The 24,787-nt window shown below is 68.5% G+C and carries 21 protein-coding genes; 11 read left to right on the plus strand and 10 right to left on the minus strand.

The window, feature by feature from the left end; genetic code table 11:
• The first annotated feature begins 59 nt into the window (after nt 1-59).
• From D187_RS20870 to D187_RS20875, 3 genes are all read left to right on the plus strand, one after another.
• Nucleotides 60-1,433 (plus strand): hypothetical protein, encoded by a 1,374-nt coding sequence (locus D187_RS20870; RefSeq protein ID WP_002626539.1) that lies wholly within the window; start codon nt 60-62, stop codon nt 1,431-1,433.
• A gap of 275 nt (nt 1,434-1,708) precedes the next feature.
• On the plus strand, nt 1,709-2,806 hold the full coding sequence (locus tag D187_RS55320) for a hypothetical protein (RefSeq protein ID WP_155893478.1): 1,098 nt from the start codon (nt 1,709-1,711) through the stop codon (nt 2,804-2,806).
• A 198-nt stretch (nt 2,807-3,004) separates the two neighbouring features.
• Nucleotides 3,005-3,217, plus strand: coding sequence for a hypothetical protein (locus D187_RS20875; protein WP_002626540.1), 213 nt, complete (start codon nt 3,005-3,007; stop codon nt 3,215-3,217).
• 35 nt (nt 3,218-3,252) lie between these two features.
• Here the strand turns inward: D187_RS20875 and D187_RS55325 are convergent, their stop codons facing one another.
• On the minus strand, nt 3,253-5,349 hold the full coding sequence (locus D187_RS55325; RefSeq protein WP_155893479.1) for a P-loop ATPase, Sll1717 family: 2,097 nt from the start codon (nt 5,347-5,349) through the stop codon (nt 3,253-3,255).
• A gap of 517 nt (nt 5,350-5,866) precedes the next feature.
• On the opposite strand from D187_RS55325, the gene D187_RS20880 reads away from it, so the two are divergent.
• Genes D187_RS20880 through D187_RS20895 form a run of 4 tightly spaced genes read left to right on the plus strand, consistent with a single transcriptional unit; the run spans nt 5,867 to nt 10,552 of the window.
• Entirely contained in the window at nt 5,867-6,862 is a 996-nt protein-coding gene (locus D187_RS20880) for an AAA family ATPase (protein ID WP_002626542.1), read from the plus strand.
• The gene (locus D187_RS20885) at nt 6,855-8,621 is read left to right on the plus strand and encodes a hypothetical protein (protein WP_002626543.1); all 1,767 of its coding nucleotides are present in this window, start codon (nt 6,855-6,857) and stop codon (nt 8,619-8,621) included. Before D187_RS20880 ends, D187_RS20885 begins: the two co-directional genes overlap by 8 nt.
• Nucleotides 8,622-8,646: 25 nt before the next feature.
• The gene (locus D187_RS20890; RefSeq protein ID WP_002626544.1) at nt 8,647-9,624 is read left to right on the plus strand and encodes an ABC transporter ATP-binding protein; all 978 of its coding nucleotides are present in this window, start codon (nt 8,647-8,649) and stop codon (nt 9,622-9,624) included.
• A gap of 16 nt (nt 9,625-9,640) precedes the next feature.
• A complete protein-coding gene (locus D187_RS20895) occupies nt 9,641-10,552 on the plus strand; it encodes a hypothetical protein (protein ID WP_002626545.1) in 912 nt (303 codons plus the stop codon).
• Nucleotides 10,553-10,555: 3 nt separating this feature from the next.
• On the opposite strand, the gene D187_RS20900 is transcribed toward D187_RS20895, so the two are convergent.
• The 9 genes from D187_RS20900 to D187_RS20940 form a co-directional block, all read right to left on the minus strand.
• Entirely contained in the window at nt 10,556-11,440 is an 885-nt protein-coding gene (locus D187_RS20900) for a type VI immunity family protein (protein WP_002626546.1), read from the minus strand.
• A complete protein-coding gene (locus D187_RS50165) occupies nt 11,440-12,276 on the minus strand; it encodes a hypothetical protein (RefSeq protein ID WP_002626547.1) in 837 nt (278 codons plus the stop codon). Before D187_RS50165 ends, D187_RS20900 begins: the two co-directional genes overlap by 1 nt.
• Before the next feature lie 65 nt (nt 12,277-12,341).
• Nucleotides 12,342-13,115 (minus strand): class I SAM-dependent methyltransferase, encoded by a 774-nt coding sequence (locus D187_RS20910; protein ID WP_002626548.1) that lies wholly within the window; start codon nt 13,113-13,115, stop codon nt 12,342-12,344.
• Between the two features lie 35 nt (nt 13,116-13,150).
• Nucleotides 13,151-14,224: an NAD/NADP-dependent octopine/nopaline dehydrogenase family protein gene (locus D187_RS20915; RefSeq protein WP_002626549.1), complete on the minus strand. Its 1,074-nt coding sequence runs from the start codon at nt 14,222-14,224 to the stop codon at nt 13,151-13,153.
• A gap of 98 nt (nt 14,225-14,322) precedes the next feature.
• Nucleotides 14,323-15,135, minus strand: a complete 813-nt coding sequence (locus tag D187_RS20920) for an HvfC/BufC N-terminal domain-containing protein (RefSeq protein ID WP_002626550.1) — start codon at nt 15,133-15,135, stop codon at nt 14,323-14,325.
• The gene (locus D187_RS20925; RefSeq protein ID WP_002626551.1) at nt 15,132-15,962 is read right to left on the minus strand and encodes an MbnB/TglH/ChrH family RiPP precursor modification enzyme; all 831 of its coding nucleotides are present in this window, start codon (nt 15,960-15,962) and stop codon (nt 15,132-15,134) included. The genes D187_RS20920 and D187_RS20925 overlap by 4 nt, the downstream gene beginning before the upstream one ends.
• A complete protein-coding gene (locus D187_RS20930; protein ID WP_002626552.1) occupies nt 15,959-16,687 on the minus strand; it encodes a c-type cytochrome in 729 nt (242 codons plus the stop codon). The genes D187_RS20925 and D187_RS20930 overlap by 4 nt, the downstream gene beginning before the upstream one ends.
• 81 nt (nt 16,688-16,768) lie before the next feature.
• Nucleotides 16,769-17,176 carry a FixH family protein gene (locus D187_RS20935; RefSeq protein ID WP_162159664.1) on the minus strand — a complete coding sequence of 136 codons (408 nt, stop codon included), beginning with the start codon at nt 17,174-17,176 and terminating at the stop codon, nt 16,769-16,771.
• Nucleotides 17,177-17,370: 194 nt separating this feature from the next.
• A complete protein-coding gene (locus D187_RS20940; RefSeq protein ID WP_002626554.1) occupies nt 17,371-17,889 on the minus strand; it encodes a gamma-glutamylcyclotransferase in 519 nt (172 codons plus the stop codon).
• Between the two features lie 96 nt (nt 17,890-17,985).
• Between D187_RS20940 and D187_RS20945 the strand changes: the two genes are divergently transcribed.
• From D187_RS20945 to D187_RS20960, 4 genes are read left to right on the plus strand one after another with little or no spacing between them, the layout of a single operon-like run.
• Complete coding sequence (locus tag D187_RS20945; protein WP_051256452.1) at nt 17,986-19,461, plus strand: ABC transporter permease; 1,476 nt, start codon at nt 17,986-17,988, stop codon at nt 19,459-19,461.
• Nucleotides 19,458-20,324, plus strand: coding sequence for a DUF58 domain-containing protein (locus D187_RS20950; RefSeq protein ID WP_020918166.1), 867 nt, complete (start codon nt 19,458-19,460; stop codon nt 20,322-20,324). Before D187_RS20945 ends, D187_RS20950 begins: the two co-directional genes overlap by 4 nt.
• The gene (locus tag D187_RS20955) at nt 20,321-22,054 is read left to right on the plus strand and encodes a vWA domain-containing protein (RefSeq protein ID WP_002626557.1); all 1,734 of its coding nucleotides are present in this window, start codon (nt 20,321-20,323) and stop codon (nt 22,052-22,054) included. The genes D187_RS20950 and D187_RS20955 overlap by 4 nt, the downstream gene beginning before the upstream one ends.
• A complete protein-coding gene (locus D187_RS20960) occupies nt 22,051-24,783 on the plus strand; it encodes a VWA domain-containing protein (protein WP_020918167.1) in 2,733 nt (910 codons plus the stop codon). Before D187_RS20955 ends, D187_RS20960 begins: the two co-directional genes overlap by 4 nt.
• Nucleotides 24,784-24,787 lie beyond the last annotated feature (4 nt).

The following is a 24,787-nucleotide window of genomic DNA, read 5'->3' on the forward strand; positions in this document are numbered from 1 at the left end:
AGGCGGCTCCTTCTGTCCGGCTTGTGATGGGACGGCCTCCTGGCTGAGACTCGAGTCCAATGCCCGCCAGCGATGAACGCCGTCTCCAGGCCCTCGTGCTCGCGCCCGTGCGGCGCGTCCAGCGACGCCTGCACACCGTGCGCTTCGCCGAGGCGGGCGCGGTGCCCGTGTGGGCCGCCGCCACCGCGTGCGTGGTGGGCCGGCTGGTGCTGCGCGACTCCGTCCTCTGGGTGCTGCCCGTGCCGCTGCTCGCCTCGGGCGTCTGGTGGTTTCTCCGGGCGCGCGCCCGGCGCGTGTCCCTCGCCCACGCCGCGGTGCTCGCGGATCGCTCGGCGGGCGCGGGCGGCTTGCTGCTCACCCGTCTGGAGCGTCCCGTGGGAGAGTGGGAGTTCGCCGCCAACCAGTACGCCCGCGCGGTGACTCCGCCCCCGGTGGCCTGGCGGCGTCCGGTGGGCGCCCTGCTCGCGGCGCTCGTCTTCCTCGCCGCGGGCCTGCTGCTGCCACTGCCCGCCCGCGCGGTGCGCCCCGCCAACGCGGCCGCCGCGGCGAAGGTGGACGCCGTGCGCGCCAAGGCCGAGGCGCTCGCCCAAGAAGAACCCCCGGGCTCCGCCGTGGACGAGGAGCTGCGCCGGCTGGCCGAGGAGGTCGCCGAGGGCCGCTTCGACGCCGCCGATTGGGAGGCCGCCGATCGTCTGGACCACTCCCTCGATGCCCAGGCCGCGCGGGCCGCCGCCGAGCTGGCCTCCGCGTCCGAGGCCGCGCGGGAGCTGGAGTCCGCGCTGGACGCCGCCTCGGGTGCCGAGGCCGCCACGCGCGAGCGCGAGGCCCTGGAGAGCGCGCTGATGAAGCTCGGCTCTTCTCCCGGCTCTTCTGGAGAGAGCCAGCCGGGTGAGGCACCCCGGACCGGCGAGGCGGGGGGCGCGGGGAGCCAGGGCGAGCAGACGCCCCGCTCGCGCGCGGAGGTGGCGGACCTGCGCGCGACGCTCGAGCGCCGTCAGCGTGAGCTGGAGCGGCGCTTTGGTCAGGGGGAGGGCCGCAAGGGAGCCCGCTCCGGCCGGGAACAAGGCGAGGGGGAGGGCAACGGCGAGGGCGAGGGCCGTTCGCGAGGCCATGCGAGCCGTGGGGCGGGCAAGGGCAAGGGCAAGGGAGTGGGCGAGGGCGGGGGCAAGGAGACCCAGCCGCTCGTGTTCGGCGAGAAGGCGGAGATGGATCCCGAGCGGCTCGCCTTCAAGCCCCTGCCCAAGGGGCAGGGCGGCGAGGCCGCGGGCTTGTGGGGCCTGAAGGCCGTGGAGCCGGAGCGGCGCGAGGCGGGTCCAGGGGGCGGGGCGCGGGGGGAGGGCGCGCGGGGCGACGCGGAGGCGGGACATTCCACGGGGCCGCTGCTGCCGCGCAATCGGGAGCTGGTGAAGCGTTATTTCGGGGAGCAGCCCTAGTCCTACTCGGTCACTTCGCGTGCTCGCCGAGGAGAATTCCCCTATGGAGGAGCGAGGTCTCACTCAGGAAGTGACCAAGTAGTACTAAGAGTCGGTTCCGATAGGGCTCATTCCTGGCTGGTTGCCCCTCGGGCAGAGGGTCAAATCAGACTCCAACCGAAACCGGCTCTAGTACTACAGTTGGACTTTCCTCGAAGCGAGGCCGCATGCCCCCAGAGGGGAAGTCCAACTGTAGTACTAAGGGGTTGGAAGTTACTAAACGGGGCTTTGACAGCATGGGCAAACCGGATGGACGTCCCTGGATCGAAGTTGGCACAAACACCCAAGTTGCCTACGTCTTCTCTTGCCCGGGATACGAAGAGTTATTAGCCCGCCGTCCCGCGGCCAAGCAGACCCGCACACATCTGGACAAGGTAATCGAGCACCTGCGTAGGTGGGGCCCGCCTGGAGTCCCAACCTCCGAAGAAGCGACCATTACTAACGCATGGACCCGAGTAGAGTACGATCGCTCGGCCATCGGCAGGACTGGACGGACGGAGGGTAATGAAGAGGATCTGCTCCAGCCCGTCAATCTCAGCAGGCTTGAGCGCGAAATAGGACATATCACCGGTTGGGTGATTGCCTTCGGTAACCGGGCAAGGTGGGCGCTGCATGAGTTGAAGGCTCAAAACCGTCTTCGGGCAAACGTCGCCCACACCCGGCACCTGACCCACTTCAGCCTCATCCACATAAAGACTGGCCTTGACGGGCAGACGATCGCGGACCTTCCGAAAGGCGAGAAGCGGGATGCGCAACTAGCGGTGATTGCTGCCGAACTGGCATCCCAGATGGGACAACTTCCCGAAGGTATCCGAATCCCTGAGCAGCCTGTGATAAATCCTTATCTTATTCACCAAGCTGCGGCAATTGCCGGTACTAATAGGGAATCGTTGTTGCGCGTCGCGGCCTCTGTCAGGGCTGCCTTAGCCGGGCAACCTGGCTCCACCCCCATCGATTGTCAGGATGCTTCTACGGCACTGGTGATGGTACTGGAAAAACTGGGCATAACGGCGTGGACAGTCCGTGGACGAATTAGTCTGGGTCAGGCCATACCGTTTGATGAAGAGGAGCCCGAAACCTTTTCCAACGAACCCTCGCACTGGTGGGTGGAGAGCTGCGGCTACTGGATCGACATCACCTACCACCAGCTCCGGGATGGCCTGCACGCCGAACCTACTTCAATCGGAATCTGGACGTCGGGTGCGTCAGTGCACCATATCCCCGGAGTTGATGACCCAAATCTGGCCAACCTTCACGAGAAGAGACTGCGGAGGAGCAATCGCATGCGCCATGTTGTGGAGCAGGTGGCCAAGCAGTGGACTTCGAGGTCCTGACAAAACCGGCGTGGGGCAGCCGGAAGGCCTAATGCAGAGGCCCTGGCGAGGCGGTTAATGTTAGGGCCTCTCTCCGAGTAGACTTTCCTCCTGAGGAGTCGCGTCGCCCTTGGAAGTGACCGAGTCGTATTAGCAGGCTGCTGAAAAAAACCGAACGGGTGAAGGAGCTTCCTGCACCTCACGCGAGAGGTAGCCCGGATGCGCGGAGAAGTGAAGAAGCAGGCGACGTTCCTGATCCTCATCGGTCCAGCCGAGAGAGCGCCCAAGGAGCATCTCATCCGGCGCATCAAGGCCCTGGCGGATGAAGAGTTGGAGAGGCTGTCGCCCCGTCTTCGAGGCCGGCGTGACGACATCCACTTCGCCCTTGCCCAACTCGCCTGCTGCCTCATCCTCTTCAGGCAGTTGAGTTAAAACCGCCTCTGTTCGTTGCCGCAGTAGTACTGCAGTTAGCGCTCAAGGGCATCAAGACGCTTGCGTAATATTTTATCGGCATACTCTTTGTTGCTTGTGGGACTACGTAACTTGTTGAGTGCGCGCTGAAGCAAGAAAGCAGGGATAACAACCACCATCTTTTGATGTTCTCGCCACCCCTCCTTGATCCACTGCTTCTCCACTCGACTCATTGCTTCATCTGGTGATTTGGTTATGATAAAAGCCAGTTTCCCATACTGACCGGACAAGTAACCCCAGACCTGCCGAAACTCGCTAGGGCCAAGTTCCCTGTAGTTCTTTACTTCAAAAATACACTGGCGAACTCCATAGTCATGCAGAATTCGACCCCATATTCCAGAGTCAGTCTTTATTGTTCCAACGATGTCGCGCCTTTGATGTTCGGCTGCGTTAGGGTGTTTCTGGATATTTTCAAGATGCTCACCAAAAAGAACTGTTATGGCGCGCAGCACCCAGCGTTCAAATTTCGCCGCATCAGCTTGGCCATCTTCAATATCACGTAGCTCGTCAACTGTTTCACCTAGCTTGCGCATTCGAATGTCATTTACGCGCTTTTTGGAAGATCCTTCCGCCTCGGTGTCTCCCTCCGCTACCGCATCGTCGACATCGTCAATGCGCATGACAACTTGTTCGGGCGCGAGCGTTGACTGGATCTCTAGTGCTTTCCAATAACATGGATGGATGATTATCTCCCGCAGAGGCTCCATTGTGGAGGGACTCGCATCCGAACCATCATGACAAAATCCAAATGTCTCACGATCTGGTTGCCGAATGCCGAGAAAGCCAACACTATAAAGAGCAGAGAATATCTCTGCCCCAGAGTTCAGCAGAGCGAAGTCGCGACCAGCAGCACCAGTAAGTGGTGCATGCGCTGAATCCTCCAACAGTGTGTGAATTTCAGCATACGTCGAAACTGACGGGCGCCCTTGGAAAAGCCGGGCGAAAGAGTCTAGCCCTGGCAAAACAGCATGGTACTCACGGAAAAGGTCCTGAAGCCGATCTCGAGAAATTCGTGCAGCACTCGGGTCGAGGTCGCTCTCGATGATATTTTGGCGTCCTGCCTGAAGGGCTATCTGATACGCACTGTTGAGCAGTGCGATTACATCGCGTGGTCTGTAAAGGGTATAACGTAGACAAGTACGAAAGCCTTCTCGCCCTTCCAGTCCGCGCTGCGCAAAGCGGCTCCATGCTTTTAGGTCGTTTTCGCCCTTCCAGTCGAATGCGACGCGCAAACGCATGGCTACCATTTTGAGTAATGACTCCTCTTCCCATTGGAGGCGCAGGACATTTCCTTCGATGTCCCGTGTGTAGTCATTGTCTAGGTGGGAAAGTGCGCGAAGCATGTTGTCGCGAATGAAAAGTATGCAATGCACGCGAGAGTCTTGCTCGCGACACTCCGCCGCTATTTTGGCAAGACCTCCAAGAATGGCCGTGGCAATAGGTGTCGGGACCCATCCAGCATCCAAGGCATCATAAAGAACTACTATGCGTTGGTTGAGGTGCGCGGCAGTATTGGATACTGCGCTTGCAAGTGCATTGACATTATACCGTTCAGCGATAATGCGGGGAATTTCGTCCGCATCCAGTCCTGGTGAGAGCACGCTCTCCAACACGAACAAACTTCTATTCATGCCGGATTTCTCAAAAAGAGCTGGGTGTTGTTTGTGGTAATTTTCTAAAAAATCAAAGTCATCAACGCGGTGGAACTTGTAATGCTTCTTCAGTCGTTCAAGAGCTGCGCTTAGAACTTGTACTTTCCAAGTAAGCTTTGTTATATAGCTTGCCGTATCATACTCTGCCGAAAGAGTTCGCAATTTTGCTTGAAACGAACGAGCAATTTCAGGCTGCGGCCTTTCCGCAATTACTGGAACATTGGTCGCTTCTAGATGGGCATGTAATTTCTGGAACAATGCGCTCTTGCCTGCTCCTCGACGCCCAACCACGAATCGGAAGTCTTCGCCGACTGCAAGCTCGCGAAACGTAGCTGTCTCGAAAAATGCCGCATCCAGCATCTCTCGATCTGATTCACCAGCGAGTTCACCAAGAATGTTGCCACTGCGGCGTCTTGGGGGCGCTGTCGTGCTTTCGGCCACTGTTCCGTCACTCGTCACTTGAACCCCCTTGGGACTTGGAGTTCCTCTATTTCGAGGACCTAGCTTCCAATTTACCTCGGAGTGGGACTGAAGAGCCACGTTTTTGCCTGCTTGTGTCTGGGGCCTTTTGTGGTCGGCACTATGAATCCAGCCCTCATCGCCACCCTTCTCCCTCCCTGATTTCACTACTGTCTCCTCAATTTGGTCCCCAAGTGAACTTGTCCTGGTTACGTGACCGGTAAGCTTATATAGATGACTTCTATGGTAATGAAGCAAGCCCATCGTGTCCCACGAAGGTAAACGCCTCGGTCTGTTTTGTTGTATTCCTTATTGGATGTTGTAGATTTACTTATTTTTAAATTAGATTTTATTATTAGATGAGTTATTTTCTTTGTTCTTCTGCTCGGAGCCATTTGATGCGGGCCGGTCGCATCTCCTCAAGATCTCCTGCTCATCTACGGCAAGTCTCTCTGGCGGAAGACGAAGTAACCAAGAAGTACTCGTAGAGGAGTCGGCCGTGTCGGAATTGTTGAGTCCCGCCGAGGTGCAGGGCGCGGCGGAGCGGGTGAGCCTGCTCCAGAAGGCGTTGAACCAGGTCCTGCTCGATCAGACGCAGGTGGTGGAGCAGGTGGTGGCGGCGGTGCTCGCGCGCGGCCACGTGCTGCTCGAGGGTCTGCCGGGTCTCGGCAAGACGGAGCTGTGCAAGGCGCTCGGGCGGCTGCTCGGGCTGCCCTTCCGGCGCATCCAGTTCACCCCGGACCTGCTGCCCGGCGACATCACCGGCACCTACGTCCTGGAGGGCGAGGGCCGCCGCGAGTTCACCTTCCGCGAGGGGCCCCTCTTCGCCCACGTGGTGCTCGCGGATGAAATCAACCGCTCCAGCCCCAAGACGCAGGCCGCGTTGCTCGAGGCCATGCAGGAGCGGGGCGTGACGGTGCTCGGCCAGACGCGCCCGCTGCCGGATCCCTTCTTCGTGCTCGCCACGCAGAACCCCATCGAGCTGGAGGGCACCTACCCCCTGCCCGAGGCGCAGCTCGATCGCTTCCTCTTCCGCGTCCAGGTGCCGCCCGTGGGCGCGAAGACGCTCACCACGCTGCTCACCACGCGCGTGCGTGGCGCTCCGCCCGCGCTGCCGCCCGTGACGGACGCGGCGGGGCTCGCCACGCTCTTCGCCGCGGTGGACCGGGTGCACCTGCCCGTGCCGGTGGCGGACTTCATCGGCCGCCTGGTGGAGGCGAGCGATCCGCGCGCCCCCGGAGCGCCCGAGTCCGTCCGCCGCTTCGTCCGCTTCGGCGCCAGCCCCCGCGCCGCGCTCGCCCTGGCCGCCGCCGGCCGCGCGCTCGCGCTGATGCGGGGCAAGCCCAACGTGGGCTTCGACGAGGTGACGGCCTGTGCCCCCGCGGTCCTCAACCACCGGCTGGTGCTCGCCTACGAGGCATCCCTCGAGAAGGTGGGCCCCTGGGACGTGGTGCGCTCCCTGCTCCAGTCCACTCCCGAGGTGCCTCGTGCGTGAGGCCTGGAGAGCGCTGCTGCTCGTCCTGGGGCTGTGCGCGGGCGTCGCCCGGGCGGAGGTGGAAATCGAGGAAGCGGTCCCGAGCGCGGCCGAGGAGGACACGCGCCTGCCCGGCTACACGGAGATCTCGGGCGCCCCGGAGAGCGCGTCCGATGGGGAGCTGCGGGTGTCCGTGGCCACCACCTTGCCTCGGCCGCCGCGGGGCTACTTCCCCCTGGAGGTGGAGCTCCACAACACGGGCTCCACGCCGCGCGTCGTGGACATCGGCGTCACGGCCACCGCCACGGAAGTGCGGCGCGTCGAGGTCTCCAGGCGAACGGTGGAGGTGGGTCCGCGCGAGAAGTTGTCGGTCTGGATGCCCGTCCCCGTGCTCTCCCGGCACGGCCTCGTGCGGGTGGAGAGCCCGGGCCTGAAATTCCGCGTCTTTTCCTTCTACGCGACGGATGGCTCGGGACAGACCGTGCTGGTGCTGGGCACGGAGAAGGCCTTCGCGGAGGGCACGCACCTGCCGCGCGTGGAAGAGGGGAAGCTGGCGGTGCGCTTCCTGTCTCCCGAGAACGCGCCGCGTGAGCTCGCCGCCTACGTGGGCCATCCCCGCATCGTGGTGGCCGGGGACGTCACCGCGCTGCCCGCGGATGTGTGGAGCGCGCTCGAGGCCTACGCGGCCACGGGGGGCTCGTTGATGCTGCTCCATCCGCCGCGTGACGTGGACCAGCGCCTGCCACTGCTCACCCGGTCCACTCCGGGAGACGTCCAGCCCTACGGCTTCGGCCAGGTCCGGCTGTGTGACGGGGTGGAAGGCTGTGCCGCCGGACTGCTCGCCGACGCGGCCGCGCTGGAGTCCAACAGTGCACCTCCTCCGGGCCCCGTGCATCCCGCTCCGCCTCCGAGCCGATGGGGACACCAGCAGGCCCTGGGCACGGGCCTGTCGCCCCTGTTGCCCGGTGTCCAGGCTCCGGTGGGCCGCTTCCTGGGCCTCATCACCCTCTTCGTGCTGGCGGTAGGTCCCGGCGGGCTGCTGCTGGCCCGGCGCAAGGGGCCGGTGGCGCTGCTCATCGCCGTGCCCTCGGTGGCGCTCGTCACGTGCCTGGCCTTCGTGGGCTGGTCGGTGCTCGTGGAGGGCTTCTCGCTGCATGCCGCGCGCTACAGCGTCACCTGGCTGGACCGGGAGCGGGACCGGGCCGTCACCGTCGGCGTTGGGGGCTACTACGCCAACCTGGAGCCGGAGCCCTTCCAGGTGCCCGTGCTGGGCGCGCTGCTGTCCTCGGACGCGGACTGGGAGTCGCGGCCCCTCGAGGCGGACTGGACCCGGGGCATGGTGGTGACGGGCGGCTTCCTCTCCGCGCGCACCTACCAGGAATGGGGCGAGGTGGCCGTGCAGCCCTCGCGCGCCCGGCTCGGCGTGTCGGCCGAGGGAGGACAGCTGCGCGTCCGCAACGCGCTCGGCGCGCCGCTCGTGGAGGGCTACGTGCGCTCCGGGGGCGGGTGGTGGAAGCTGCCCGCGCTCGCCGAGGGCGCCGAGGGCCTGGCCACGCGGCTCCCCGCGAGCACCCGGGACGACGTCACCGAGGAGCTGCGTCCCACCGAGGCCGTGGCTCGGCGCCTCTACCCGGTGCTCGGGCGCATGGTCGAGGAGCCCCTGCCCGAGGGGGGGTTCCTCGCGAGGCTGGAGGGGGCGGGGTGGACCTTCTCGGCGGCGATTCCGGTGCGCTTGCACGAGGGCTCGCACCTGGTGCGGGGACGGGTGGACGGACCATGACGCGGACGCGAGACGAGGTGGAGGGATGAGCCTGCTCGAGGTGAAGGGACTGCGGCGCGACTTCGGCGCCCTGCGCGCGGTGGACGACGTGTCGTTCGAGCTGGAGGCGGGCACCGTCCTCGGCTTCATCGGGCCCAACGGCGCGGGCAAGAGCACCACGATGCGCATCCTCGCCACCCTGGACACGCCCACCGCGGGCGAGGTGCTCCTGGATGGGTACTCGCTGGTGGACACGCCGGACAAGGTGCGGCCGCTCATCGGCTACATGCCCGACCGCTACGGCACCTATGACGATGTCACCGTGTTCGAGTTCCTCGACTTCTTCGCGCGCGCCTACGGCCTGACGGGCCCGGTGCGCGCGCGGCGGCTGGCGTCGGTGATGGAGTTCACCGGACTGGGGCCCCTGGCGGACAAGCTCACCCACGCGCTGTCCAAGGGGATGAAGCAGCGCGTGGCGCTCGGGCGCACGCTGCTGCATGACCCGAAGCTGCTCATCCTCGACGAGCCGGCGGACGGTCTGGATCCGCGTGCCCGCATCGAGCTGCGCGAGCTGCTGCGCGCGCTCGCGGATCAGGGCAAGGCGGTGCTCATCTCCAGCCACATCCTCACCGAGCTGGCGGAGATCTGCGACACGTGCGCCATCATCGAGCAGGGGCGGCTGTTGGCCACGGGCAAGGTGGCGGACGTGCTCGCGCAGGCGGCGGGCACGGCGGTGGTGGAGTTGCTGGTGCGGTTGCTTCCGGGAGCGGAGGGGGAGGAGGCGTGGGCGCGCGCCGAGCGGCTGTTGTGGGAGCAGCCCCACGTGAAGGAGGTTTCCCGCGAGGGCCAGGCGCTGCGCGTGCGTCTGGAGCAGGAGGGGGCCGCGGCGGCGTGGGGAGACGAGGTGGCGGCGCGGCTGTTGAAGGTGCTCGTGGAGGCGGGCGTGCCGGTGTGCGCGTTCGGCCACCGCGAGCGCAACCTGGAGGATGCCTTCATGCGGGTGACGCGGGGTCGGGTGGCGTGAGGCGGGAGGTGTGCGGATGAACGGGCGGGTCTGGGGCGCGGTGGCGGTGGGGGTGTTGCTGGCATTGCCCCTGGTGGGGCTGTTGTGGATGAGCGTCTCGCCGCAGCGGGCGGGGACGTGGCGGCGGTTGCCGATGATTTCCCCCGACGAGCGCCTGGCGCGGCCCTCGTTCCTCGCGGCCTGCACGAGCAGCGCGGAGTGCGATCCGCCCCTGGCCTGTTTCTCGGACCGGCGCTACGACCGCCAGACGTGTAGTGGCAGTGATTGCCTCATCGACGCGGATTGCGCTCTGGGATCGGTGTGCCGGTGGAACCCGGTGGGGGACGGGACGAAGACGGCGATGGCTTCCTGCACCTTCGTGGGCGTGCGCGAGGAGGGGGAGTCCTGTTTGCGTCTACCCCGGCGCGACGAGGGGGCCTGCGAGCGGGGACTCGTGTGCGCGGACTGGTGCGCGCGGCGGTGTGGACTCTGGCCCTTCAACTCGTGTCCGGAGGGGTATTTCTGCGCCGAGGACGATCCCAACGGTCCGGTATGTCTGCCCACGTGCGAGGGCCGGGAGTGCCCGGAGGGAGAGCAGTGTGTGCGGGAGACGACGCCGGGCGTGTCGGTGTGCGCGCGGGTGCATGGCCCGAACTGCCAGCGTGAGCCCTGCGCGGAAGGACTGACGTGCAAGGTGGACACGAGTCCGGTCCGGCCCGGAGAGGCGTGGATGGAGTGTGTCACGCCGTGTACGGGCGAGGGCTCCTTTGCCTCGCCGTGCCCGGGGTATAGCGCGTGTCTGTTCGGGACGTGCCACGACATCTGTAGCCTCGGAGAGGAAGACCCGTGTGCCCCGGACTACATCTGCGTCCCCATGCACGGGGACTCTGGGGTGTGCGCGTGGGCCCCGCAGCTGCCGGAGCCCGTGGACGCTCCGCGCGGAGAGTGAGCTTCAGTCGAGGAAGCGGCGCTCCCAGCGGCGCATGTCCTCGGGGGGGAGGACGGGGCGGGCCTCCTGGTAGAGGTGGGGCTCGAGCACGCGCGCCAGTTGGCGGTAGGGCCGCAGCTCGCCGTCCGCCTCCGGCCACTCGCCGAGCTGCACCAGGACCTTGTCGGGTTGCATTTCCTCGACGGAGATTCCGGGCAGGGTCAGCCGCTCGCGCAGTCCCGCCACTCCGCCCAGCTTGTCCAGGAGGGGCTGCCCGTAGAAGTTCAGCCAATAGGCACCTTTGGGACGTGTGCCCAGGTCATAGGTCACGTTGTCATCGACGATATCGAGTCCCGGGTAGCGGAAGCACAAGTCATGAATCAGCGGACCGACCCGAAAGGTGTCCATCATGCCATTGAATGCGAGATTGGCATAACCCGAGGTGAGTGGAATTTCTCGTGCCAGGGCCACAGCCAGTTCCTTCACTCGTGCCGGGCCCTGCTCTTCCAGGTACTCGGTGGGCAGCCAGAACGAAGCACAACAGACCTCATCGGGCGAGTGTATGTAGGTGTCCGTGCCGAGCATCCGACCCCGGTAGTCGAACCGGTATCCACTCCACTGGTCATGGTGCTCCCAGAGCTGGATGACGCAGCCGTCCCAATCGAGCAGTTGCTGCTGGATGTATTCTAGAGCCTCTTTGTCGAGAGATAGAATGTAACCTTCCTCACCCGTGTAGAAACCCAGTTTCTCGATCCCCACGGCTTGGCGATAGATTTCCAACGCGTGGGCGATGGAATGTCCGATCTCCCGGTGTGAGCGCTGGATGAAGAAGTTCATGACGAGCCCATCGCGCAAGATATGGAGCCCGGCCGGCGTATGTCCTTTGAAGTGAGGATAGCGGCCATTCATCAGATGATCTCCCAAGGGGTGACGCGCAAGGCAGCTCCGAAGGCTCTCTCATAGATTTGTCCCTGGTTCTTACCGTAGTAGGGGCTGTCTCGAGGGTAGGCGTTCCATGTGGGTAGGGTGCTTTCGAGGCACGGAAACTTGAAGTCGTAGGTGAATTGAGTCTTCAATGGGTTGTCCTTGGCGTGGATGACAACGTCGGGAACGAGCGTTCCTTTCATGTCCTTGCCTTGATTGGTCCTCATTGATTTCTGGTATTGCTCCGGGCTCACCAACTCGAGTTGGTCTGTTGTTTTATCGTGACGGTATCGTTGTTCCAGGCTGAAGCGCCCTCGCAACAGGTGGTTCAGGCGACTCCTGGCGCATTCGATGGCCTCAGCATGCTTCTCATTACCCAGTTTCATGGCCAGTGTGAGGGCTCTGCCTCCTGCTTTGCGTTCCACAATCTCTTGACATTGCTCCCAGGTCGGGTCTGCGCCAAGGCGTCTGCGATTCACCGTCTCGTGTGCTTGGACGGCGCACTCGCGCAGGATCTTCTCCACGGCCGCGCGCAGTTTCCCGGAGAAGATCTCCCCATCGGACGAGAGCGTCGCCGCCGCGATCACGGTGCCCACCGCCACGGCCGTCCCCTGCGTGCGTGGCGTACTTGGGTGAACCGTCGGCGTGAGGACTCTCACCTCCGCCTCGAGTGTGTTGCACTGGGAGGCATCGTCCAGGTGCTGCTTGACGCAGCAGGAATAGGTGGTGTCCGCGGGGGTGCACACGTCGTCGGACAGCAGGCAGCCCCCGATGCCCCACGAGAGCCCCACGAGCAGTCCGATTCGAGCAAGCACATTCATGTAAGAAGTTCAGCCAGTAGGCCTCTTTGGGGCGCGTGTCCAGTTCGCCGGGGGTACACGCGGCCCTAGCGCACCGCCAGGATGATGCGGTCGTCCAGGTGCTGCCAGAGCACTCCCACGTCCTGGAAGCCCGCGTCGCGAAGCGCCGCCTCGTGCACCTCCAGCAACGGCTCGCTCCAGTCCCGGCGAATGCCGGCGAAGAGGCGCTGGCGCTCCTCGATGAGCGGGCCCATCCCCGGCTCCGCCGCCAGCGCCTTCCACCAGACCTCCCAATCCTCCACTCCCCGCTCGCCGAAAGCCTTCGCCTCATCCCTCCGGCGCGCTTGCTCCGCCAGCCGCTGGAAGGGGCTGGGCCGGCGCGAGAACGGAATGTTGTCGCCGTTGAGGAGCACGCCCCCGGGACGCACCAGTCGTCCCAGTTGGTGGTAGAGCGCCACGAGCCGCTCGGCCGGCAGCCAGTGCAGCGCCGTGGTGCTCAGCACCGCATCCACCGACGACACCTCCAACCGCGCCACCAGGTCCACGGTCATCAGGTCCGCCGCCACCCAGCGCAGCCGCCCCCCTCCATCGCCGAGCGCTCCCCTCCCCAGCGTCAGCAGCACCGGGTCCAGGTCCACCGCGATGCACCGTGCCTTCGGAAAGCGCTCCAGCACGCGTTGGCTGATGGAGCCCGGCCCACACGCCAGGTCCACCAGCACGAACTCCTCCGGCAGCAGCGCCGAGAGCACGTCCAGCATCACCTCGAAGCGCTGCTCACGGCGCGGCAGGTAGCCCGTCTGCTGCGCGTCCCAGCGCCTCAGCCAGCTCCTCCAATCCAGCGAGGGAGGGGAGTACGTCATGATGTCTTCTCCTGGGGTCCGTCCGGGCTGTCCACTCACTGCGCCATCCACTGCACGATGGCTTCATGGCTGAGGTCGCCCCACCCCAGCCGCTCCAAGGTGCGCCCCTTGGCGCCGAGGTCCTGGCCACTGAGCACCGAGGTGAAGGTGATGACGGCGTCCACCATGGGCACCGCCACCCCCGCCTTGCGCGCCAGCCCCTGGAGTGGCACCAGGCTGGTGGCGATGTCCTCGGTGAGGAAGCGGTGCTCCAGGCTCGTGGGGGCATAGAGTTCCCGATAGCCAGGCACGGTCCGCATGGCCTCCAGCAGGCTCCCCGTCTCGCAGCCATAGTAGCGGTTGAGCAGCTCCTTCATGGGCAGCAGGCTCGTCCCGTAGGCCCGGGCCACCGCGTGGAACTCCTCCTCCATCCGCTCCAGCAGGACGATGGTGCGCTCGGACAAGCCCTCCACGTAGAAGCGCAGGCGCTCTCCCCGGTCGATGCTTCCCAGGTTGACGAGCGACACGATGGCGTGCGCGAGCGCGCCGAAGTCGGTGAGCCCCCGCTGCACCAGGTTGCTCGCGTCCTCGAGGCCCGGGAAGAAGCGGCGCACCAGCGGGCCGTGGCTCAACGTGCCCGAGCGCTGGGGACAGGCCAGGAACGTCCAGCCCTTGAGGCCGGCGATCCAAATGCCATGGTCCTCGCGTGCCCGGCAGGCGAAGAGCGCATCCGTCTCGATGATGGGCACCCCCTGGACGCCATGCCCGTGAAGCGCGCGCGTCATCTCCAGGCTGCCGCACAGCTTGCTGGAGAAGAGCACGAGCGCATGGTGCTCGCGCAGGTGGGGCGCCAGGGTCGCCGCCACGTCCAGGTAGGCGGTGGTGACGCTGGCCACGAAGAGCGTCCCGCACTGGCGCGCCAGGCGCTCCGGCTCGTTCGTCACCTCCTCGATGGGAAACATCCCCTCGAGCAGTCCCGTGGCCTCGATGTGGCCCCGGCGGCGGATGGTGTCGAGCTTCTCCGGGTGGCGTGTGTAGACGCAGACGGAATGTCCCTGGTGCGACAAGTAGGCCGCGAGAGCCCTCGCGGTGTTGCCAGAACCGATGACGCCGATGCGCTCGGAGCCCATGCTTTCCCCCCTGGAAGCGATGGCCTCTTGTCGTAGCAAGCGCGGCTGCGTCCACGGAATGCGGCACGGTGTCGCACGCGGCCCTCGCCTGCTCCGCCCTACCGGTCGGCCGTCCCCACCCAGAAGCCCCACCGCAGGCCCTCGGCGAGCCAGGTGCCGATGTGCGCCACGAGCGCCTCGTGCTCCGAGGGCGGCAGGGACGCCTCCACCTCCGCGAGCGCGGCGCCGAACGTCTTCGTGCGCAGGGCCCACAGCAGGCGCGCCCTCACCGGGGACAGCGGCACCTGGACCAGGGCCTCCCCGTGGCGCAGCAACATCCAGTGCTGGCGCGTGGGGAGGGGGCTCGGCAGGGGCTGGCGCCGCGCATCCGCGTCCGGCCCCAGCGTCCGCCGGAGCACCACCAGGGGCCAGCTCTCCTCCAGCAGGCGGCACGCGGGGGAGGCCCGCAGGAACCGCCCCTCGAGCGTCGCGAGCTCTTCTGGAGAGGGAGTCCAGGCGGGCACCTCCGGCGCCATCCACACCTCGCTCCAGGCCGTGTCGATGTCCGCCGCCTCGGCGAGGGCCGCGGCGGGCAGCCCCGCGGGCAGCGAGGACACCTGCGTGCGGAGCCAGCTTCCAAAGCCCCGGCCCGCCAGCCGCAGGTCCCACTCCCGGGGGGGATGCTCGCGCGCGAATCGCTGGACGAGCAGGTTGAAGGGGAACAGCCCGAGGAGTCGGGCCGTGAGCGGGTACTCGCCCTGGAGCACCTCGAAGAGCCGGAACCAGTATTGCCGGTTGTAGAGCCCCCGCCCCGTGCCCTGCTCCACCGGGCGCAGCGTGCCCGACGAGGCATCGAGTGGCGTGCGCAGTGTGGCACCGAACCGCTCCTGGAAACCGGCGAGCCAGTCCGGGGGCGCACGAGCGGGGCTCACGCGCGAACCCCGGCGGCGCGCTCCAACTCCTCTACCGCGCGAGCCAGGGGCGGCACGTTCGTGTCCCACTCCAGCAGCGTCGGGAAGGGCCCTCCCTGGCGCCACGCCTGGGCGTAGAGCTCCCACACCGCCCCGTCCACGGGCTGGCCGTGGGTGTCCACGAGCGTTCCGTCCGGCTCGGGCTCGTGCCCCGCGAGGTGCACCTGGAGGACCCGGCCGAAGTCGATGGCGTCCAGGTAGCCGCGGGGGTCGAAGCCGTGATTCCTCCCCGAAACGTAGATGTTGTTCAGGTCGAGCATGAAGTAGCACCCCGCCTCCCGGACGACGGAGGCGTAGAACTCCCACTCGGTCAGGTCCGACTCGGGAAAGGAAACGTACGAGGAGAGGTTCTCCAGCCCGAAGGGCCTGCCCAGCCGGCGCTGCACCCACGCGGCCCGCTCGGCGGCGAAGTCGATCAGATCCGCCCGGAAGGGCGTTGGCAGCAGGTCATGGTGCGACAGTCCTCCGGCGCGCACCCAGCACAGGTGGTCGCTCACGAAGGGAGCGTCCATCGCGTCCGCCAACCGACACACGTCGTCGAGGTAGGCCTCGTCCAGCGGCTCATGGCCCAGCAGGTTCAGGCCCACGCCATGGAGCACCACGGGTACGCGCTCGCGCACCCACGCGAGGTGCCTCCGAGGGGGCGCCGCCGCCCCCAGGTAGTTCTCGCTGATGATTTCCACGTAGGCCACCGATTCCGGCCACGCCTGCTGGAGTGTTTCCAGGTGGGGCAGGCGCAGCCCGAGCCCCAGGGCATCCGCCCTCAGCGTGGGGACCGGACGGCTCATGGGACCGGGGCGGCGGGCCCCATGACCTCATAGGCCTCGACCTCCAGCTCCAACTGGCGCACGTAGTCGACGACGCGCTCGATTTCCTTGCGCGAGTACTTCTCGTGAAACGCGGGCATGTTGGCGGACAGGACTCCGTCGGCGCTCACCCCGTGGATTCCAAAGGCCACGATGGACTGCTGGTAGAGCCGGGAACGGCTGAGGAATTGCTGCCGGGCGGTGTCCAGATGGGTGCCCGGTGCCACGTAGTACACGAATGCCGTCGTGTTGGTATGACTGTGGCACACAGGGCCGCACGAGTTCTTGTAGACCGTCTCGCCCGTCTTGCCCGAGTCCGCGGGGAGCTCGACGCAACTCATGCCACCGCAGGAGTTGATTGCCTTACAGGTGTGCTCGGTGAGCGAGTAATCGAAGCGGTTGTAGGAGACGCCTTTGCAGGAGTTGTTGCCAGAACACACGGCATGCGTCTGCACGAAGCCGCCCCGCTGCTCGCAGTCAGCGGAGAAGCGCTCGAAGGTCAGCCCTCCCTCGACGGTACTCCGGCTCACGACGTGGGGCCCCTGTGGCTCCGGATCGGGTACGCCCTGAGAAGGAGGCGGCTCGTCGGGCTGGCCGCAGCCAGCGGAGCCGAGCCCCATGAGGCCGGCCACGGCGGCCAGCAGGAGCTTCCGGGATGGCTGCCCAGGGCTGGCGTTCGGGGCGGAGGAGGTGTCATTCGGCGTCATGGCTTCTCCTTGGGATGTATGGATGGAGAATCACCCTACGTCAGCGGCTCGGGCGTGGCGCCGCGACAAAACGTCACACGCTCACGGGGCTTCCACGGATAACTCGAGGGTGTCGCTGCGGCCCTCCGTGTCCACCTGGATGGTGACGGTCCACGTGCCCGGCATGGTGAAGTCCACGGTGGCCAGGTAGTCCCCGCGCGCCTCGCGGGTGACGGCGGGCGCGGGCGCACCATGGCCGTGTCTGGGCATCCACAGGCTGACGGAGACCCGCGTGGCCTCCACCGGTGTCCCGGCGGTGTCCGTCACGTGGATGCGGAGCATGTTGCCGCGCGGTTGCGGCGTCCCCTCGAAGCCCGCCTCGAGCCGCACCCGCCCGCTCGCGATGTCTCCTCCGGCATCGGGAGAGGTGCCAGGCTCGGACTCGGGAGAGCACGCGCAGGCGAGCAGGACGGAGAGCAGGACATTGGCGAGGCGAGCGGGAAGACGCATGGCCATGGCCCGCAGACTAGCCCGGACGATTCACCAGGGCTCGGAGAGGAGACGCGAAGCCGGGCAGAGGTGTCAGACTCGAAACAGCTTGCCACGCTCCGTCCAGACGGGGTGTGTATCAATTGATCTCCCAATGCCTGACGCGTGGCGCGGGCCCGAAGACTTCCTGCCCTTGGGGCCCACGGCGGCGCGGCTCAGCGTGGCCACCTGGCGTGGCCGCGCTGCACGGCCTGGATGAGCCGGGCCTCGGCCTGGAGGCGCGAAACGTAGTCCGTGGGCAGTTTCGCGTGCTCGGCGGCCCGGGCGAGCGCCTCCAGGTACGATTCGCTCACCAGTCCCGGCGAGGGCTCGGGCGGAGGCGGGGTGAAGGCCCTCGCGGAGAGCATGGCGCCCTTGGCCGTGCGCACCCGGACCGGGCGCTCGCTGGTGGCCAGGGACAGGGCTTCCTCCAGCTTCGTCACCTGGGGCCAGCTCTCCAGGGGCATGACGCGCACGCGCCCCATCACCCGCCGGCCCGGCGCATCCACCAGCCTTGGCACGTGGCCTCCCCAGTCCGCTGCCGGCACGTCATAGAGGAGTTCCACGTCGAGCGCCGCCGCCACTTCCCCCTCGGGCAGTTCGGGAAGCCGGGCACCCTCGACCCGTTCGCGCGTGATCCCGGGCGCCATGGCGAGCGAGAAGGAGAACCAGACGTATGATGGGCGGGAGGACATGGCGTCAGTCTGCCTGGGAAGATGCCTTCCTTTCTATACTCGGGGGCCTCGGGGCACCTGGAGGGGTTTCATGGATGTAGCCAAGGGGGCGGGGACGTGAGCGCGACGGCTTCGGTGGAGGCGCCCCGCGCCTGGTGGCTCGCGCGGTGGGCCGAGCGGCTCAACCCGCTCGTGGTGAAGGAGGTGCGCCAGGGGCTGCGCTCGCGCGTCTTCTGGTTGAGCTTCGGGCTGATGTTGCTGGCCTGCTTCATCCTCTCCCTGGCGGCCTATGTCGCCACGATCGAGGAGGGCCTGAAGCCCCAGGGGCGCACCTTCTTCCTCGCCTTCTTCTTCTGTCTGGGCATGGTGCACTTCTTCCTCCTGCCCTATGGCGCCTACCGCTCCCTGGCGCGCGAGCGCGAGGACGAGACGTGGGTGCTGTTGCTGCTCACCGGGCTGGGGCCCCGGCGCATCCTCCGGGGCAAGGTGGCCTCTTCCCTGGTGCAGGGCGGGCTGTACGCCTCGGCGGTGGGGCCCTTCCTCCTCTTCAGCTACTACCTCAACGGCATCGATCTGCCGACGCTCCTGCTGGTGCTGTTGCTGGGGGCGTGCTGGTTCCTCTTCCTCACCGTGGTGGCGGTGTGCACGGCCACCCTCGCCGAGGGGCGCATGGGCCGCGGCCTCGCGCACCTGGCGCTGCTGGGAGTGTTGGGCCTGGGGCTGATCTATGGGCAGGTGAGCGCCTACTTCCTGTGTGAGCAGGGCTTCCGCTCCCTCCTCGCCAGTGACGATGCGCTCGCCTTCATCCTGAGCGCGTTGTGGCTCATGATCACCTGCGCCTGGCTCCTCTTCGAGACCGCGGCCGCTCGGCTGTCGCTGCCCACCGAGAACTACTCGTGGGGGCCCCGGCGGGCGCTCGTCGTGCAGACCGTGCTCTCCGTGCTCGTCGTCCTGCTCGGTTGGTGGGACTCCAGCTCCCAGCGGATGGCCTTCGAGGTGAGCGTCCTCGGGTGCGTGTTGCTGACGCTCTGCGGCCTCGTGCTGGCCACGGATGTGGATGGACAGGCTCGCTCCCTGCGTGCCGCCACGCGGCCCTGGTCTCTGCTGCGTCCGGGCGCCTTGCGCGGCTTCCGGCTCGCCGTGCTGCTGCTGCTCTTCTGGACGGCGGCCTGCGGCGTGCTCATCGTCCTCTCCACGCGCCGGTCCTCCGTGGGCCTGCCCGCGGTGGTCGCCCTGCCCCTGTACGCGCTCCTCTATCTCTCGCTGCCGCTGTGGGTGGCGCGCCTGTCGCGCTCGCCGGTGTTCTCCTCCCCAGCGGTGGTGCGGTTGCTGTTCTTCGTGATCGGCGGGCTGGGCCTGCTCGTGCCTTCCCTGGTGTCCTTCCTCCTCTGGCGCGAGGAGGAGAGCCCCACGTTCCTCTCGCTGCTCAACCCCTTCCTCGGCCTGATCTCCTTCGCCAATGGGGAGCCTCCGCTGGATGAGCCGGCGCTGGCCTGGCGCCTGCTCGGGTGCGTGGGGCTGCTCGCCGCGCTCTCCGTCTTCCTCGCGGATCGCTCGCTCGCCGCCCGGGAGCGAGAGGTCCACGCGGCATGAGCGCTCCGGTGGACTTCGACGAGGCGGAGGTGGCGCGGCTGGCTCCGGGGCTCGCCCTGGCGCTGCCCCGCACGCCCCACCGCGGCCGGGTGGGCGAGGTGCGTGCCGCCTCGGCGGGCTCCTCGTTGGACGTGCAGGACTTCCGCGCCTATCAGCCGGGGGACGACCTGCGGCAGATGGACTGGAACGCGGTGGCGCGCACCGGCGAGCTCATCCTGCGCGTGCGCCAGGAGGAGGTGTCGCCCCGGCTGGAGGTGCTGCTGGACGGCTCGCGCAGCATGGCGGTGTCGCCGCGCAAGGCCGCGTGCGCGCGCGAGGTGGCGCTGCTGGCCACGGAGGTGGGCGCGCGGCAGGGGCTGGCGCCGACGCTGCTGGTGGGAGGCTCCCGGCCCGAGCGGGTACAGGGCTCGGTGTGCCGGGGCGTGCTGCGCTCGGCCGCCTTCGACGCGCGGGAGGACCTGGCCTCGGCGCTGGGGCGGCTGCCGCCGCTGCGCCCCTGTGGGCTGCGCGTGGTGGTGAGTGACTTCCTCTTCGAGGCGCCCCTGGCGGAGCTCGTGTCGCGGCTGGCGCGGGGGGCCGCGGCGCTCTTCCTGGTGCAGGTGCTGGACGCGGAGGACCTGGAGCCCTCGGGAGGCGAGGGCGCGCGGTTGGTGGACGCGGAGAGCGGCGAGGCGCTGGAGGAGCTGCTCACCGGGAGCGTGCTGGCCGCCTACGCGCGGCGCTTCGCCGAGCACCAGAAGCTGCTCGGGGCCGCGGCGCGGCGGGCCCAGGCCTCGCACCTGGTGCTGCGCGCGGACCAGGCCCTGGAGGCGCTCGTGGCCGGAGCGCTGCGGCCCCTCTTTCCCCCCGCGGGGGGCGCATGAGCCTCGGTTTTCCCTGGGGACTGCTGGCCCTGGGCGCGCTCGTGCCGCTGGTGGCGGCGTACTTCCTGCGGCGCAAGCAGAAGCCCGTGGTGGTGAGCGCCCTGTTCCTCTGGCGCACGCCCCGTCCCCGCGCCGAGGCCGGCCCTCGCCTCGAGCGCTTCACCCGCGAGGCCTCGCTGCTGCTGGAGATGCTGGCGGTGGTGGCCGCGGCCTTGTTCCTCGCGGACGCGCGGTGGGGCGAGCGCGAGCGGACGCGGCACCTGGTGCTGGTGGTGGATGGGAGCCTGTCCCTGTCCGCGCGGGGTGCCGATGGGGTGTCCGGGGTGGAGCGGGTGCGCGTGGAAGCGGCCCGGCGCGTGGAGGAGGAGCGGGCCACGCGGGTGACGGTGCTGGTGAGTGGGGGAGTCCCCCGGGTGATCGCGGGGCCGGAGGCGGAGCCCTCGCGGGCGCTGGCGGCGCTGGAGTCCTTCCGGGCGCTCGGCGCGGACCATGAGGTGGCGCCCACGCTGAGATGGGCCCAGGAACTGGCGGGCCCGGGCCAGCGCGTGCACTTCCTCACGGATGCGCTGCCCGCTCCGGGGGTGGCCGTGCCGGACCCGGTGCGGTGGACGGCCCTGGGCGCGCCCCGGGACAACGTGGGGCTGGTGTCCGCGTGGCGCCGGGACGAGGGCTCCACGGCCACGGTGACGCTGCGGGTGGCGCGCTGGGGGTCGGGCCCCGAGGAGACGGAGGTGCGCGTGGTGGCGAGGCCCGGACCGGGGGCGGTGGAGGGCACGGAGCGGCGCGAGCGGGTGCGGCTGCCCGAGGAGGGCGCGGCCACGTTGCGCTTCACCTTCGAGGGCGCGGGAGACGTGGAGGTGTCCCTGCCGCCGGACGCGCTGCCCGAGGACGGGGTGGTGCGGCTGCCGCCCGCGGCGGAGCGTCCGCTGCGCGTGGCGTGGGCCGAGGGGTTGGAGGCGCCGGTGCGCTCGGCACTGGAGCGCTTCTTCTCCGTGGTGCCCGGGATGGAGGTGGGCCCGGGCGAGGGGGCGCTCGTCGTGGGGCCGAGGGGCTCGGATGCGGGGGTGACGGTGGGCGTGGGCGGCGCGGTGCGCACCTTCGTGGGCCCCTTCTTCGCGGAGAAGGGCCACCCGTTGCTGGACGACGTGCAACTGGGCGGCGTGCGCTGGGCGGCGGGAGCGGAGGCGCCACCGGGCCGTCCCCTGATGACGGCGGGCGAGGCGGTGCTCGTCTCGGAGGAGGAGGGCCGGGTGCACCTCAACGTGGACCTGGCGCGCTCCAACGTGCAGCGCACCTCGGCCTGGCCAGTGTTGCTGGGCAACGTGGTGCACGAGGCGCGGCGTGCGCGCGAGGGCTTCACCCGGCGGCAGTTTCCGCTCGGCGAGCCGCTCGCGGTGGTGACGCGGGCGGGGGCGCGCTACTCGCTGAAGGGCCCCGAGTCGGAGCGTCTCCTGTTCGGCGCGGGGGCCTTGAGCCTGCCCGCTCCGGAGTCTCCGGGCCGCTACACGCTCGTGCGCGAGGGCGAGCCGGTGGACGCGGTGGAGGTGCTGCCGCTGGACGCCCGCGAGTCGGACCTGCGGGGGCGCGGCGCGGGCGAGCGGCCCGCGTCCGAGGGTAATAATGATGCGGGGCGGCCGGCCTCCGAGGGCCGTGAGCGCTGGCCGCTGTGGGTGCTGCTGGCGGCGTTGCTGGCGGACTTCTTCCTCACGCGGCGCGTGGAGGCGGCATGAGCTTCTCCCTGCCCCAGGTGTGGATCCTCCTCGTGCCGCTGGGCCTCTTCCTGTGGAAGCGGGGCCGGCGTCCGGGGCCGCCCATGGTGCTGCGCTGGGTGCTGCTGTTGCTCGTGCTGGGGGCGCTCTCCGGCCCCGAGTGGGTGCTGCGCCACGCGGGCAGCGACGTGGTGGTGGTGGTGGACCGCTCGCGCTCCATGCCGGCGGACGCGGGGCGTCTGGCCTCGGAGTGGGTGGGCCTGTTGGAGCAGCAGCGGGGGGCGGGGGATCGGGTGGGCGTCATCTCCTTCGGGCGCGAGGCGCGGGTGGAGCAGCCGCTGTCGGAGATGGGCCGCTTTGGCGGCTTCACCCGGCCGGTGGACGCGGAGGCGTCGGACGTGGCGGCGGCGCTGGACGCGGCGGGGGCGTTGATTCCTCCCGGGCGCACGGGCCGGGTGCTGGTGGTGTCCGACGGACGGGCCACGGGGGAGGACGCGCGGGGCGCGGCGCGGCGGCTGGCGGCCCGGGGGCTCGCCGTGGACTTCCGCCACGTGGCGCGAGAGGACGCACCGCTGGACCTGGCCGTCGTCGCGTTGGAGGCCCCGGCCTCGGTGACGGCGCACGAGCCCTTCCAGATGACGGGCGTGGTCCAGGCGACGGCGCCCGTCACGGGCACGGTGCGCCTGGAGCGGAATGGCCGCGTGCTGCTCCGAGGGCCCTTCGACTTCCACACCGGCTCCAACCTGTTGCCCTTGCGCGACCTGGTGGACGCGCCGGGCCTCGCGGCCTACCGCCTGGTGGTGGAGGCGCCCGGGGACGGGGTGGTGGAGAACGACGTGGGCCAGGCGGTGCTGCGGGTGGAGGGGCCTCCCCGGGTGATGCTGCTCACGAACGCGCCCCAGGGCACGCTCGCCCAGGCGCTGCGCGCGGCGGGCCTGAATCTGGAGGTGCGCGCGCCCTTCATCCTCTCGCTCGACGCGCTGGAGGGCGTGGGCGCGCTGGTGCTGGAGAACGTGGACGCGAACCGGCTCGGCGAGTCCGGGCTGCATGCCCTGGCCGCCTACGTGGAGCAGGCGGGTGGGGGGCTGGTGATGACGGGCGGCCGCTCGAGCTTCGCGGAAGGGGGCTACCGCCGCTCGCCGGTGGAGCCGCTCCTGCCGGTGTCGCTGGAGATGCGCGAGGAGCAGCGCCGCTCGGCCGTGGCCATGAGCGTGTTGATGGACTGTAGCTGCTCCATGGGCGTCCAGGTGCCCGACGGGCGCACGAAGATGGAGCTGGCGGCCGAGGGCGTGGTGGGCGCGCTCACGCTGCTCAACGAGAAGGACGAGGTGTCCGTGCACATGGTGGACACCGAGCCGCACGAGCTCTTCCCGATGAGCCCGGTGTCGGAGGGGCTGCCGCTGGACGAGGTGGCGCGGGGCTTCAGTGGCGGCGGGGGCATCTACGTGGGCGAGGCGCTGCGCGTGGGGCGGGAGCAGGTGCTGAGCAGCCGCCAGCCCACCCGGCACGTGTTGCTCTTCTCGGACGCGGCGGACTCGGTGGAGCCGGACGACTACCTGCGGACGCTGGACGAGCTGCGGCGCCAGAAGGTGACGGTGTCCGTCATCGGCCTGGGCACGGAGAAGGACCCCTACGCGCCGCTGCTCAAGGAGATCGCCGTCCGGGGCGGGGGCCGCGTCTACTTCGCGGAGGACGCGACGAGCCTGCCGCGCATCTTCAGCCAGGAGACGCTCGCGGTGGCGCGGGCCACCTTCGTGGACACGCCCGCCTCGCTCGAGGCCGCGCCGGACCTGCCGTTGCTCGGGCGTCTGCCGGGGCTGGGGCTGCCCCAGGTGGGGGGCTACAACCTCACCTACCTCAAGCCGCGCGCGAGCGTGGCGCTGCGCACGCTGGATGACAACGCGGCGCCGGTGCTGGCGCTGTGGCCGCGTGGGGCGGGGCGGGTGGTGGCCTTCCTGGCGGAGGTGGACGGCGAGTACACGGGCGAGCTGCGCACCTGGAGCGGCCTGCGCGCGGCGCTCGAGGGCATGGTGCGCTGGACGATGGGGGGCGCGGGTGGGGCGGACGAGGCGGTGGCGCGCTCGGAGCGGCGGGGGGACCGGCTGCGGGTGACGCTGGACTTCGCGCCGGACGCGCCGTTGCCGGGAGCCCTGCCCACGCTGATGCTGTTGCCGGGGGATGGACGGGGCGCCCCGGTGGAGTTGCCCATGCGGTGGGAGGACGAGGATCGGGTGGTGGCCGAGTACACGCTGCCGGGCAGCGGCACGTGGCACCCGGTGGTGAAGCTGGGCACGCGGGCGTTGCGCGCACCCCCGGTGACGCTGCCCTACGCGCCCGAGTTCGAGCCTGGCAGCGCCCAACGAGGGCTGGAGGTGCTGCGCGGGCTGGCGTCCGTGAGTGGAGGCGAGGAGCGCCTGTCATTGACGGGCCTCTTCGCCCGCGCGCCCGAGTCCGAGGGTCGGGTGGCGCTCGCGCCGTGGCTGGTGGGACTGGCGCTGGTGGCGCTGCTGGCGGAGGTGGCCGCGCGCCGCTTCCTGTCGGCGCCGAGGCTCCGGCCCGTTCGGACGGCCCCTTCCGCGGCGGCGACGGCGGGCCCTCCCGAGGGGCCGGAGCGGCCGAGGGCGGACGCGGCCCCGCGAGCACCGCCCCCCTCCGCCACGCCCGAGCCGGAGCGTCCCCGGGAAGAGTCCGGAGTGGACTCGGCGCTGGAGGCCGCCCGGGAGCGGGCCCGCCGCCGGCTGCGCGACTGAGGCC

Source organism: Cystobacter fuscus DSM 2262, assembly GCF_000335475.2.
GTDB classification, from domain to species: domain Bacteria; phylum Myxococcota; class Myxococcia; order Myxococcales; family Myxococcaceae; genus Cystobacter; species Cystobacter fuscus.

What these genes read in the sequence shown, in the direction of transcription:
- D187_RS20900 (WP_002626546.1), bottom strand. Translation starts at nt 11,440, where the DNA reads ATGAATGGCCGCTATCCTCACTTCAAAGGACATACGCCGGCCGGGCTC.
- D187_RS50165 (WP_002626547.1), bottom strand. Translation starts at nt 12,276, where the DNA reads ATGAATGTGCTTGCTCGAATCGGACTGCTCGTGGGGCTCTCGTGGGGC.
- D187_RS20910 (WP_002626548.1), bottom strand. Translation starts at nt 13,115, where the DNA reads ATGACGTACTCCCCTCCCTCGCTGGATTGGAGGAGCTGGCTGAGGCGC.
- D187_RS20895 (WP_002626545.1), top strand. Translation starts at nt 9,641, where the DNA reads ATGAACGGGCGGGTCTGGGGCGCGGTGGCGGTGGGGGTGTTGCTGGCA.
- D187_RS20950 (WP_020918166.1), top strand. Translation starts at nt 19,458, where the DNA reads ATGAGCGCTCCGGTGGACTTCGACGAGGCGGAGGTGGCGCGGCTGGCT.
- D187_RS20875 (WP_002626540.1), top strand. Translation starts at nt 3,005, where the DNA reads ATGCGCGGAGAAGTGAAGAAGCAGGCGACGTTCCTGATCCTCATCGGT.
- D187_RS20915 (WP_002626549.1), bottom strand. Translation starts at nt 14,224, where the DNA reads ATGGGCTCCGAGCGCATCGGCGTCATCGGTTCTGGCAACACCGCGAGG.
- D187_RS20930 (WP_002626552.1), bottom strand. Translation starts at nt 16,687, where the DNA reads ATGACGCCGAATGACACCTCCTCCGCCCCGAACGCCAGCCCTGGGCAG.
- D187_RS20960 (WP_020918167.1), top strand. Translation starts at nt 22,051, where the DNA reads ATGAGCTTCTCCCTGCCCCAGGTGTGGATCCTCCTCGTGCCGCTGGGC.
- D187_RS20940 (WP_002626554.1), bottom strand. Translation starts at nt 17,889, where the DNA reads ATGTCCTCCCGCCCATCATACGTCTGGTTCTCCTTCTCGCTCGCCATG.
- D187_RS20890 (WP_002626544.1), top strand. Translation starts at nt 8,647, where the DNA reads ATGAGCCTGCTCGAGGTGAAGGGACTGCGGCGCGACTTCGGCGCCCTG.
- D187_RS20925 (WP_002626551.1), bottom strand. Translation starts at nt 15,962, where the DNA reads ATGAGCCGTCCGGTCCCCACGCTGAGGGCGGATGCCCTGGGGCTCGGG.
- D187_RS20870 (WP_002626539.1), top strand. Translation starts at nt 60, where the DNA reads ATGCCCGCCAGCGATGAACGCCGTCTCCAGGCCCTCGTGCTCGCGCCC.
- D187_RS55320 (WP_155893478.1), top strand. Translation starts at nt 1,709, where the DNA reads ATGGGCAAACCGGATGGACGTCCCTGGATCGAAGTTGGCACAAACACC.
- D187_RS20935 (WP_162159664.1), bottom strand. Translation starts at nt 17,176, where the DNA reads ATGCGTCTTCCCGCTCGCCTCGCCAATGTCCTGCTCTCCGTCCTGCTC.
- D187_RS20955 (WP_002626557.1), top strand. Translation starts at nt 20,321, where the DNA reads ATGAGCCTCGGTTTTCCCTGGGGACTGCTGGCCCTGGGCGCGCTCGTG.